Origin of the sequence: Leeuwenhoekiella nanhaiensis, from assembly GCF_002744755.1 — a bacterium.
Lineage (GTDB): Bacteria > Bacteroidota > Bacteroidia > Flavobacteriales > Flavobacteriaceae > Leeuwenhoekiella > Leeuwenhoekiella nanhaiensis.
This window is the reverse complement of sequence record NZ_KZ319298.1, coordinates 12,389-24,649: the sequence shown is the minus strand read 5'-3', so window position 1 is coordinate 24,649 and position 12,261 is coordinate 12,389. Positions and strand designations below refer to the sequence as shown.

Annotated in this window: 12 protein-coding genes; all 12 read left to right on the top strand. The window is 36.5% G+C overall.

Features of this window, described 5'->3' with window-relative positions; genetic code table 11:
* Window positions 1-26 precede the first annotated feature (26 nt).
* The 12 genes from CJ305_RS15780 (at window position 27) to CJ305_RS15725 (ending at window position 12,248) form a co-directional block, all read left to right on the top strand.
* A complete protein-coding gene (locus CJ305_RS15780) occupies window positions 27-1,178 on the top strand; it encodes a GDP-L-fucose synthase family protein (protein WP_099647265.1) in 1,152 nt (383 codons plus the stop codon).
* Entirely contained in the window at window positions 1,171-2,721 is a 1,551-nt protein-coding gene (locus CJ305_RS15775) for an aldolase catalytic domain-containing protein (protein WP_099647264.1), read from the top strand. Before CJ305_RS15780 ends, CJ305_RS15775 begins: the two co-directional genes overlap by 8 nt.
* Window positions 2,718-3,452: a 3-deoxy-manno-octulosonate cytidylyltransferase gene (locus tag CJ305_RS15770; RefSeq protein ID WP_099647263.1), complete on the top strand. Its 735-nt coding sequence runs from the start codon at window positions 2,718-2,720 to the stop codon at window positions 3,450-3,452. The genes CJ305_RS15775 and CJ305_RS15770 overlap by 4 nt, the downstream gene beginning before the upstream one ends.
* Window positions 3,449-4,069: an HAD family hydrolase gene (locus tag CJ305_RS15765; RefSeq protein ID WP_099647262.1), complete on the top strand. Its 621-nt coding sequence runs from the start codon at window positions 3,449-3,451 to the stop codon at window positions 4,067-4,069. The genes CJ305_RS15770 and CJ305_RS15765 overlap by 4 nt, the downstream gene beginning before the upstream one ends.
* Window positions 4,070-4,099: 30 nt before the next feature.
* The gene (locus CJ305_RS15760; protein WP_099647261.1) at window positions 4,100-5,347 is read left to right on the top strand and encodes a lipopolysaccharide biosynthesis protein; all 1,248 of its coding nucleotides are present in this window, start codon (window positions 4,100-4,102) and stop codon (window positions 5,345-5,347) included.
* On the top strand, window positions 5,344-6,153 hold the full coding sequence (locus CJ305_RS15755) for a 6-hydroxymethylpterin diphosphokinase MptE-like protein (RefSeq protein WP_099647260.1): 810 nt from the start codon (window positions 5,344-5,346) through the stop codon (window positions 6,151-6,153). Before CJ305_RS15760 ends, CJ305_RS15755 begins: the two co-directional genes overlap by 4 nt.
* Window positions 6,154-6,167: 14 nt before the next feature.
* Window positions 6,168-6,698: an acyltransferase gene (locus tag CJ305_RS15750; RefSeq protein WP_099647259.1), complete on the top strand. Its 531-nt coding sequence runs from the start codon at window positions 6,168-6,170 to the stop codon at window positions 6,696-6,698.
* A 361-nt stretch (window positions 6,699-7,059) separates the two neighbouring features.
* Complete coding sequence (locus CJ305_RS15745; protein ID WP_099647258.1) at window positions 7,060-7,533, top strand: acyltransferase; 474 nt, start codon at window positions 7,060-7,062, stop codon at window positions 7,531-7,533.
* On the top strand, window positions 7,520-8,647 hold the full coding sequence (locus tag CJ305_RS15740) for a glycosyltransferase family protein (RefSeq protein ID WP_143469399.1): 1,128 nt from the start codon (window positions 7,520-7,522) through the stop codon (window positions 8,645-8,647). The genes CJ305_RS15745 and CJ305_RS15740 overlap by 14 nt, the downstream gene beginning before the upstream one ends.
* A 50-nt stretch (window positions 8,648-8,697) precedes the next feature.
* Complete coding sequence (locus CJ305_RS15735; RefSeq protein ID WP_099647256.1) at window positions 8,698-9,711, top strand: glycosyltransferase family 4 protein; 1,014 nt, start codon at window positions 8,698-8,700, stop codon at window positions 9,709-9,711.
* A gap of 10 nt (window positions 9,712-9,721) precedes the next feature.
* A complete protein-coding gene (locus CJ305_RS15730) occupies window positions 9,722-10,888 on the top strand; it encodes a glycosyltransferase family 4 protein (RefSeq protein ID WP_099647255.1) in 1,167 nt (388 codons plus the stop codon).
* Complete coding sequence (locus CJ305_RS15725) at window positions 10,881-12,248, top strand: hypothetical protein (RefSeq protein ID WP_099647254.1); 1,368 nt, start codon at window positions 10,881-10,883, stop codon at window positions 12,246-12,248. The genes CJ305_RS15730 and CJ305_RS15725 overlap by 8 nt, the downstream gene beginning before the upstream one ends.
* Window positions 12,249-12,261: the final 13 nt, after the last annotated feature.

Sequence of the window (12,261 nt, the reverse complement as noted above, 5' to 3'; positions counted from 1 at the left end):
TGCAGAATGAGATTATATTAAAAATAATGAAAAAGGATTCTATAATTTATGTGGCGGGACACCGGGGTTTGGTAGGGTCGGCATTGGTGAAAAATTTGACCGAAAAGGGCTATACCAATCTGGTGGTGCGGACGAGTAGCGAACTGGATTTGCGGGATGCCGTGCAGGTAGCTGCTTTTTTTAAGGAAGAACAGCCGGAATATGTGTTTCTGGCCGCAGCAAAAGTGGGGGGGATTGTAGCCAACAACACCTACCGGGCTGATTTTATCTACGAGAATCTGATGATTCAGAACAACGTGGTGCATCAGGCGTATGTGCATGGGGTCAAGAAATTGTTGTTTTTGGGAAGTACCTGTATTTATCCCAAAAACTGCCCGCAGCCTATGAAAGAGGAGTATTTGCTTACCGATGTACTGGAATATACCAATGAGCCCTATGCCATAGCCAAGATTGCCGGGATTAAATTGTGCGAGAGCTATAATTTACAATACGGGACCAATTTTATCTCGGTGATGCCTACCAACCTCTACGGGCCTAATGATAATTTTGATCTCGAAAAATCTCATGTATTGCCGGCCCTGATTCGTAAGATGCATCTCGGGAAAGCCCTGGAGCAAAACAACTGGGAGGCCGTAAGGGCCGATTTAGATAAATTACCTATTGAAGGGGTGGATGGCAGTGCCTCTGAAGATGCGATTCTTGGCATTCTTAAGAAGTATGGTATAAGCCGCAGACTGCCTGCTGATACTGCCAACTCCAAATCCCCCAATGGGGGAGGTCAGGAGGGGGATACAGTGCAAGTGGAAATCTGGGGCAGCGGAAAACCTATGCGGGAGTTTTTGTGGAGTGAAGATATGGCCGATGCCTGTGTCTTTATTATGGAAAACCGGGATTTTAGTGACGTTACCCCGAGCGCAGTCGAGGGGCAACATGCTAATATTGGGGAGGTGCGCAATACCCACATCAACATCGGTACCGGGGAAGATATTAGTATTAAAGATCTTGCGGAGATGATCAAAGAAACAGTAGGCTTTCAAGGGGAGTTGTATTTTAATAGGGATAAACCTGATGGAACCTTGAAAAAATTAACAGATGTGTCGAAATTGAAAAAGTTGGGCTGGCAGTTTAAGGTTTCACTTGAGAAAGGACTTGAAAAAATTTATAATTGGTATGAATAAGATAAAAATTTTAGATTGTACGTTGCGAGATGGAGGGTATTATACCCATTGGGATTTTGATAAAAAACTTGTAGAAGAATATGCAAAATCTATTGAGCAATTACCTGTTGATTACGTAGAAGTAGGATATCGAAGCATAACCTTAAATGGGTATTTAGGTAAGTACTTCTATTGTCCAATTTATGTATTAGAGGAATTAAAACAGTGGATGCCTTCAAAGAAGTTAGTAGTCATTCTTAACGAAAAAGACATTCGTCCAGAGCATGTTGAAGAATTATTAGAACCTTGCATACCCTATATTACCTTAGTACGCATCGCAATAGATCCTGGTAATATGGTGCGAGCTATACTTCTTGCCAAAGAGGTGAAAAAACTGGGGTTTGAGGTAGGATTTAATGTAATGTATATGTCTGACTGGAAAAAGGATGATTCGTTTTTGAATCTTCTCGATGGTTTAGAAAATACTATAGATTATTTCTATATGGTTGATTCATATGGGGGCGTGATGCCTAAGGATATAATCGACATTATACGTACTGTGCGCAGCAAAATAAAAATCCCAATCGGTTTTCACGGCCATAATAATTTAGAAATGGCGTTGGCTAATACTATTACTGCAATGCAAGAAGGTTGTGCGATTGTAGACGCGACAATTACAGGAATGGGTCGTGGTGCAGGTAATTTGAAAACAGAATTATTGTTAACTTATCTAGAGCGTGAAGGCAAAATAGAGGTGTCTTTTGACAATTTAAGTGCTACGGTAAATTCTTTTGAAAATTTAAAATTAGATTACAATTGGGGTACAAGTTTGCCGTATATGTTTTCTGGGGCACATTCGCTTCCTCAAAAACAAGTTATGGAATGGGTTGGTTTAAATAGGTACCCATTAGGTAGCATTTTGAATGCATTAAATAATCAGAAAATAGCTATTGAAGATAATATCAAACTGCCGGTATTTGAAAATGTTTCAAAATTTAAAAGTGCACTTGTTTTAGGGGGGGGGCCAACGAGTCAGATTCATCAAGATGCCATAAAGAAGATTCTTGAATTACACAAGGATGAATTTTGCCTTATTCATGCAGGTGTTCGTAATATTATTAATTATACTACAATTAATAATTTGCAATACTATGGATTAGTAGGTTTTGAACCTCAAGATGTTTTTCAAGTAATTGATTCAAATCAAATAGATTCTAAGTATTTTGTATATCCGCCATTTCCCAGAAAGATGGGCGTTTCTATACCTGATAATATCACGGCACAAGCTTATGAATTAGCTGAACTCCAATTTACTGAGGTAGATACCGATTCTCCGATGGCTATTGCTATTCAAACGGCATTAAATCTTGGAGTAGACGATATATACTTTATCGGTTTTGATGGCTATGATGTGAATATCAATCAAAATCAGTTTGTAATCGCCAACGAAAACCAAAAAATCATAAATGATTTAATAGCTTATAAGAAGCATTTAAATATTTGTTCGCTCACCCCTACAAAGTATGAGAATTTGAAATTGAATTCAATTTATAGTTTGATATGAGAAAATTAGGTATCATTCCTGCACGATATAAATCATCTCGTTTTCCGGGAAAGCCTTTAATTGAAATATTGGGCATACCAATGATTATACGAGTTGCTAACATCGTTGCGGATGCATTGGGTAAGGAGAATACAATAATAGCTACTGAAGATAATCGAATTAAGAAATTAGTAGAGTCTTATGATTTTCAGGTTGTTATGACTTCGGAAAATTGTTTAACGGGTACTGATCGTGTTTGGGAAGTAGCAAAACAGATTAAAGCCGATATATATATAAATATTCAAGGGGATGAACCTGTTTTAGACCCGAGAGACATTTTGAAAATTGCTGAAGAGAAGGTGAACTTTCCGGATTATGTCATAAACGGAATGATTGATATTGGATCTAATGAGGATCCCAATAATATAAATATACCTAAGGTATTGGTTAATAGAAATAATGAATTGATTTATATGTCAAGGCTTGCAATACCCGGAAAAAAAGAGCAAACTACCGATTTACCTAAATACAAAAAACAGGTTTGTATTTATGCATTTTCGTATAATGATTTAAAAGCTTACGGGGAAGCCAATGGTAAGGCGGAATATGAAAAGTTTGAGGATATTGAGATTCTACGTTTTTTTGATTTTAATATACCTATAAAAATGGTAGAAACATCTCGAAATTCTTTAGCTGTAGATGTGATAGAGGACGTTGCTAATGTAGAACGGTATTTAAAAGGTCAGTCATGATACTAAAGACCATTTTTTGGGATTTTGACGGGGTTATTTTAGATTCCATGGCTGTAAGAGACTGGGGATTTCGTGAAATCTTTAAAGAGTTTACACCAAACCAGGTTGAAGATTTAATCATTTACCACCGTGCTAATGGCGGGCTATCCCGCTATGTTAAAATTCGTTATTTCTATGAAGAAATCCTTAATAGACAAATTACGGAAGCAGAAGTATTAAAATATGCAGAACGTTTCTCGGTATTAATGAAGCAAGAATTGACCAATCCCAAAAATTTAATATTAGACGCAGTAAATTTTATCAAACAAAACCATACCAGCTATAACTTTCATATTGTTTCTGGCTCAGATCAAAATGAATTGAGATTCTTATGTGTAGAACTTAATTTAAGTTCATATTTCCTGAGTATTCACGGGTCACCCACTCCTAAGAAAGAGTTAGTTTCAGATGTTCTTATAAGTAACTCCTATGATCATGACAACTGCTGTTTAATTGGAGATTCAATAAATGATTATGAAGCTGCAAAGTTAAATGATATTGCGTTTTTTGGTTATAACAATCCCAGTTTACAAAAATTAAATGAGCGGTATATTTCCAGTTTTACTGATTTCTCTTAATACACTTGAATCTCTAAATTGTATGGCCCAATGACATCTTTGGCTAAAACTAAAATGATAGGAGGAGTAGTTTTTCTTCAGTTGACGTCATTTTTGATCACGTTTGGAACAAGTATTATTATAATACGAGAATTAACTAAAGAAGATTATGCCATTTTCACAGTATGCTTTCAGATCTTGGGTATGGTCGCAGTTATGACCAGTTCAGGTATTACTCCAACATTTAAGAGGTTATCAGGTTCCTTCTGGGATCGATCTAGTTTCTTTTCTTCAATAGTTGCTTCTCTTCTCTACCTGAGAAACAAATTACTTTTTGTAGTAGTACCTGTATCATTAATTATCGCTACAATTTTGATTGTCAGACAAACAGGATTTGCATTTGAAGTAATACTTTGGATTTTCCTTTTAGGAGTTCTCGTAATTATAGAAGTTAAAAGATCAATGTATTTGGAGATTTTACGCTCCCAAATGCAAATTGGTAAAGTACAACTCAGTGAAAATTTACTCAATGCCTGTAAATTAATATTTGGATTAATTATTTTGATAATAAATCAAGTAGAAGTTCTTCTTGCGTCTTATATTTTGGCAAGTATTTTGGCATTATTTTACACAAGATCTAAAGCCTTAAAACATTATGACCCTAAAACTGAGAGTAGATATCTTTATACAAATCTCATGTTTAAAAAGTATAAAGAATTGCTCCCCAATTCGATTTACTATATAATTCAGAGCCAACTTATATTATTTTTATTGGTATTTTTTCAAAATTCAGATGGAGTAGCAGATTATGGAGCTATTGGTAAAATTAGTATTGTTTTTAATGTATTTAATGTTGTAATACTAAATGTTTTTGCAACCGAATTTAGCAGGAAAAGGGAAATTAATAAATTAAGAAAGACGTATTTAAATATAATTGCAGTTTCTATGCTGGTTTGTGTATTTACATATTTTGTAGTGTTTTTATTACAATCTTTTATCCTCGATATATTTGGTGAAAAGTATCAAGGTCTTGAGAAATTATTGATGGTTTTAACAGCAACTAGTTGTGTGACTTTTTTATTCTCAACTATAGGAATGTTGAATAATGCAAAGGCTTGGGTGAGATATAATTCCAAGTTTGCTATTCCTCTCTCAACAGCGGCTATAATTCTAGGAGTCATTCTTCTAGATTTCAGTAATATATACCATATAGTTCTTTTCTCAATATTTCCTGTTGTTTCTACAGGTTTTTTAAAGATAGCTGATTCACTTAAAGGTTTAAAAATTTTGAAACTATGATAATCCACGAACAACTTAATGTTTACAAATTTGGTTTTGGGCAGATAAAACGATCTCTTTTTAACATAATTCTGGATAAGTTTTTATGGGATCTAAAAAAGGTGTCAAAAAATAGTAAGAATGTTTTAAATGAATTAAAGGATAGCCATAAAGGTGAAAAAGCGGTCATTCTTTGTAATGGACCATCACTGCTAAAAACTGATTTTTCGCAATTGAGTGAGACTTTTACCTTTGGACTGAACAAAATAAATTTACTTTTCCAAGAAAATATAGATTTCCGCCCAAATATAATATGTGCTTTTGATAAGGTATTAAATCAAGAAAATATGGATTTTTTTAAATCTAATAAGGATATCCTGAAAATTTTAAGCTATAAATCGTATAGCGACTTAAGGATTCAGAGAAAAGATTTAATATACGGCTATAACCTTCCACTAGCCAATGCATTTACATATAATGTTAGTAAAGGCTTTATTGATCGAGCAAATACAACTTTTATGGCTATACAGCTCGCCTATCATATGGGTTTTGAGAAAGTAGCTTTAATAGGTGCTGATCATAATTTTCCAGATATTAAACCTCGTGAGTTTGTTTTAAATGAGGGAGCTGATGAACTACATTTTCATAAGGATTATCATAAAGCAGGTAGCAGAACTCAAAATACTGATAAACTCCTTCTTGATATGAATTTCAGAGATGCCAGAATCGCTTTTGAAGATAGAGGTCGTTTAATTGTAAATGCAACTGATGGTGGCTATTTAGAAGAATTTGAAAGAATGGAATTAGAAAGTTTTTTAAACTCCTAAATAAATCCATCTTTATGAAGAGAATATTATCGGAGCTAAGACTATATTTTGCTAATCATGTAATAAACAAGATACCTTCGCATTTTGTAAGAAAATTTTATTATAAAAAAATAATGGGATTTAAAATAGGAAGGGGAAGTGCAATAAACCTTGGTTGTACTTTTGATGCTGCTAGAAATCTCACCATTGGAGAAAATTCCATAATAAATGAAAATTGTAGAATAGATACTCGTGGAAAAGTGACTATTGGAAATAATGTATCGATATCTTCAAATGTTACCATACTAACCGCGGATCATGACATGGATGATGATATGAAAGGAAGGTGTTTTCCTGTTAATATTGATGACTACGTTTGGATTGGAACTTCCGTAATAATTTTGCCTAAAGTATCTTTATCTAAAGGTGTAGTGGCAGCAGCTGGTTGTTTAGTTTCTAAAAGTGTTCCTGAATTAAAAGTAGTTGCAGGTATACCTGCTAAAATTATTAAACAAAGATTACCATCTTATAATTATGATGCATCTTATATAAGACTATTCAAGTAAATCATAATTCTCAAAATATGGACATAACGAATTTAAAATTACGGGGTATAATATTATTAATTAAAAGAGTTTTTTTGTCCAAAAAAACCAATTATGATCTGACATCTTGTACTTTAATGATTATTATATTTTTTGCATCAATTTAGATTTAAAATAATTGTTTATAAGTTTATATTATAGAATTAATTGTTTATTGATACTTACTGATATCTGATATCGTTCTACTTTCAAAGTATGATTTTATATTTAGTTTCATATGTTTTTTAAATCATTATGCTCAAGGATATTTTTTAAAATTAGATTTAAAGTATTTAAGCGATCTTCAAATTTAATAAATACGATCCTCTACAAGTTTCTTGGAATGAAGATAGGTCAAGGAACTTATTTGAATAAAACTACAGTTACCTGGCCTCATCAAGTAAGATTAGGTGCTAATGTGGATATTGAAGAAAATGTAGTTTTTAAATTTGATGGTATATATAAACTAGGAACAGGTATTCAAATTGGGAATAATGTTTTTCTTGGAAGAAATACTGAATTCAATATAACCTGTAGCATTAAAATTGGTAATGATTGTCTCATTGCTTCCGGTTGTAAATTTATAGACCACAATCATGGTACTTCTTTAGATGACCTGATGAGAAATCAGCAATGTCCCTCTGAAGCAATTATGATTGAAGATAATGTCTGGCTTGGTGCTAACGTTATAGTTCTTAAGGGCGTGGCGATTCAAGCAGGCGCAATTGTTGCTGCTGGTGCTGTAGTAACAAAATCTATAGGAGTTAACGAAATATGGGCTGGTATACCCGCTAGAAAAATTGGTGAGCGAATCTAGAATTTTATTCATCTGTGGTTCCTTGGAACCAGGTAAGGATGGAGTTGGGGATTATTCCCGAATCTTGGCGGGTGAATTCCTTAAAAAAGAACAGAAGATCTTTATTCTTTCGCTCTATGATAAAACTGTTAACGGGATAGTGCAGGAGAATCAGAAGGTTAATAAAGTGCTGGTGCCGTGTTTACGTATATCCAAAACCGAATCTTTTGGAATTCGTAGAAAATCCTATCTTCAGCTGCTTGAAACGTTTCAACCTCAATGGATAAGTTTGCAATTTGTACCTTATGCATACCAAAAAAAAGGTCTTCCATTAAACTTATATAAGATACTTTTACTAAAAGATACCTCCATTAAGTTGCATATCATGTTTCACGAATTGTGGATTTACCCCTTGAATTTTAAACAGCATTTGGTACAATTTTTACAAAGAGCAATTATTAGGAACTTAATAGTTAAACTAGATCCTAAACTAATCACTACTCAAATTCCATTTTATCAAAATAAATTAAATCATTTTGGTCGTAAAGTATTACCCCTATCTATATTTTCAAATATTTATCCTTCCGGTTCAGATATACTAAAACCCAATAATAAGGCACAATTTAGAATAGTATTATTCAGTCAAATGGAGCCTAAACCTGCTTTGATTTTATTCCTGGTCAGATTTATCGAAATTTTAAGGGGCAACAAATTAATGCCTGAATTTGTATTACTGGGTGGGGGACGTTCAAAACAGGAGCAATTTAAATTAGAACTTCAAAAAGTATTGCAGGATGATACTGAAATCAAATTAATGGGTTTTTTAGATCATTTAGCATTATCAAAAGAATTTCATCTTGCCGATCTGGGAGTAACTAGTGTTCCAAGACATTTATTAGGTAAAAGCGGAAGCGTACACGCTTTTCTCGAGCACCACATACCTGTAGCCTGCCCGGTTAATGAAGGAGAAATAGAGTTAGAAGGTTTTTTTAATGATGCTTATAATAATTCCGTATTTAGTGAAGCTAACTTTGATCAATTCTTGTTTGCGCAGTCCCAAGCAAGTAAACTAGCACGACCTGATAGGCTTTCCCCTTTTATTAATTTACTTCAAAGCAATTCTGAGAACGTCTAAATTTCATTCGATTTCAGATAAACGTATAAAATTCAGTAGAATTTAATCGTATGAATATAGTAATTCTCACACATAGCTTCTACCCTGCAATAGGTGGGATAGAAATTATTTCGGAAATATTTGCGGACGAATTTCAAAATAAGGGTAACCGGGTTAAGGTAATTACCTGGACAACGTACCAAGATCAGGAGCCTTTTGATTATAAAGTAATACGAAAACCTGGAATTTCACAACTTCTGAAAACGCTATTATGGGCAGATTGTGTTGTAGAACATAATCCCTGCCTCCAGCTTTCGTGGCCGCTTCTGTTTATTCGAAAAAAGCATGTCATTATTTTACAAACCTGGTTTTACGATCTAAAGAAAAAGGCATCCTTTAAATCCTACCTTAAAAAATTGTGGTTGAAACAAGCCGAGCAGGTATGTGCTGTAAGTGAAAGTATACAAGATGGAATCTATCCCAATGCTGTGGTCATTCACAATCCCTATAAATCTGAGCTGTTTTACGATAAACATCTTGAGCGGCATCGCGATTTTGTATTCCTGGGCAGGCTGGTTAGTGATAAAGGAGCAGATCTTGCTGTTGAGCTTATTTCCCGTTTGAATAACGCGGGAGCATCTAAGCAGAATTATTCTTTAACCATCATTGGTACTGGCGAAGATAAAGAACGCATAGAGCGCTTAATTGTTAAGTATCATTTGGAAGATAGCGTACATCTCGTGGGAGCCAAACGCGGTGCAGAAATTGTAGACCTGCTTAATGATCATCGGTTTTTGTTGGCGCCTTCGCGTTGGAAAGAACCCTTTGGGATTATTGCTCTTGAGGGTATGGCCTGTGGATGTATTCCCATTGTTTCTGATGATTGTGGACTAGAGGATGCTATAGGCAATGCCGGTATCGCTTTTAAACGAAATGATCTGGAGGATCTGGTATATAAAACCAAAGTCCTACTCGATGATGTTGAACTCCAAAATAAACTTAAATCTCAAATGCCTGCGCATTTAAAAGCGCATACTGCCAGTGCTATAAGTTCCCAATATCTTGAGCTCATAGCTCAATTGTGACTCGGTTTTTATGAAAATACTTTATTCAGCTCCCAATCGCGCCCATCATTATATTTACGCTAAAGGCCTGTTTCAACGGGGGGGGCTGTATAAATTTATCAGTGGTTTTTCCCGGTTGAGTAAACGTTCTCCTATAACGGAACCCGGATTTCCGATGATTAAGGCCGATTTGTTGCAGAGCTTATATGTATTGAGCCTGCGTTTACCCGTAGGTTATCGTTTTCAACGGCAATTGGCCTACTGGGCCAAGCTGGAGCAGGATGTGGTTTTAAGCCGGTATGTACCCGGGAGCGATTTGATCCTGTTTTACAATGGCTGCGGCTTAAGAAGTTTGCAAAGAGCCCGAAAACTGGGTGTGGTGAGTGTAGTGGAAGTCGTAAACTCTCATATTGCCTATCAGGAAGAATTGCTTCAGGAAGAGTATAAACGTCTGAGGTTAACCTGGCAGGGCTCTCCCAAACGGGAAGTGAAGCGCCGCATTGCTGAATATGATTTAGCTGACTATATACTCGTACCTTCTGAATTTGTACGCCAGAGTTTTTTAGAAAAAGGATTCCCGGAATCAAAACTGCTAAAGGTGCCCTATGGATTTTCCCTGCCCGAAGTAAGACCAGTAAAACGGGGTTCTGACTCCGTTATAGAGGTATTATACGTAGGGAGTATATCGGTGCGAAAGGGCCTTCGTTATCTTATACAGGCACTTAGCCTGCTCCAGGATTTACCGATACGACTTAAACTGGTAGGACCACAGGCAAAGGTGTCGGGGATTGCCGATTTGCAGTTGCCCGATAATGTACAATTTACCGGGGTTTTGAAAGGAGAGGCATTGGAACAGGCTTACCGGGGTGCAGATGTATTTTGCCTGCCTACTCTGGAGGATGGCTTTGGGCTTGTTTTAGGAGAGGCTCTATCTTACGGGCTTCCGGTAATCACGACTACCAATTCGGGAGGTATGGATTTACTTACCGACGGAGAAGAGGGGTTTATAGTTCCCATTCAATCAGCCGAGGCCATAGCTGAAAAATTACGGATTTTGGCAACCGATACAGCGTTGCGGGATACGATGTCTAGAAAGGCTTTTGAACAGGCAAGCGCTTTAGACGGCTGGGCAGAAAGCCTAAGCCGGTTAACAGCGGTTTTAAAAGCATGTCTCCAATTAAAAAGCCAAGATGAGTGATTTAAGACGTTATCCTATTCTCCTGCAACGGTTGTGTTACAGTCTCTTTATTCTTTTAATTGTAGAGGGGTTGTTACGCAAACTCGTGCCCGGGTTGGTGAGCACCCTAATTTTTTTTGGAAAGGATATTATACTGGCCTATGCGCTTGTGCAATTGCTCAGGATCAAACAGGTGAGTTTGGAATCGAATAAGTATAATCGTGTTGTACGGATATTGCTGGCGCTTTTTATACCGCTTCTTGTTATTCACGCGTTTTACGACCCGGTACTGGTACCCTGGGGTTTGAAGCAGTATGTCTTTTACGCGATTACCGGGAGTCTACTGATTAGCGCTTTTATAGATGGGGATTTTGAACGCTTTGTAAGGTTTTTTAAAACGCTCAGTTTTTTTATTATTCCAACAGTAATCATCGCTCTGATTCAACTGCAATTGCCTGCAACACACTGGTTAAACCGGGCTGTAGATGGGGGCAATTTATCGGGTTTTGCAGCAGCCGGTTTTTTAAGGGTATCTTCTAGCTTTTCATTTACAGGGCAATTTTCTTTTTTTTTACATTTTATCAGTGCTGTGGTCTTTAGTCTGTTGTATTTTCCGGAATTGCGGGCTTCCAGTGGAGTAAAACGAAGCACATTTACTAAGTTTCTGCCTGTTTTATATTTGGGATGTCTGATCCTTGGAGTTTTTGTGACCGGGGGGCGGACGGCAGTTTTTGGTGCCGGTTCGGTCTTTGCTTTGGGTTTAATTTTTTCCCTATTTAAAAACCAGAGTTTTGTGCTTAAAAAGTCTGTTGTGCCTATATTGGGTCTCTTGGCCTTACTGCTTTTACTGCCTGTTTTTAAACCGGATGCCTTTGCCGCCTATACCCAGCGGTCATCGGGTTATAATGGGCAAAGCAATACTGAGGAGATTCAAGGACGGGTGTTGGGATCGTTTACCGGAGGTTTCAAGAATATATTGCAGGAAGATAATCCCATCGCATTTGTTTTTGGAAAGGGCCTAGGCGTCATGACCAATGGGGTCGATCAAATAAGCCGTTATGCCGCCCGAATCCGGGCTAATATCTGGACGGAAACCGATTTTGCCACTACAGCCTGGGAGGGGGGGCTTTATCTGATAGTGGTTTGGTATGGATTTCGAATCTATATGTTTTTATATTGCTGGCAGCGCTGGAGAAGGATTCGCGATCGGGGGCTTTCTATGTGTGCCGCTTTTTTTCTGGGCTATATACTGGTTACCGGACTGGTAGGAACCTTAAGTATTCAACCCCCTGTTAGTATCTATTGGTGGGGCGCGATAGGAATTGTCATTCTTTTACAGCATTACGATGCCCGTTTTCAACTGGATTCTTCAAATACCTAATACTATAGCGTAT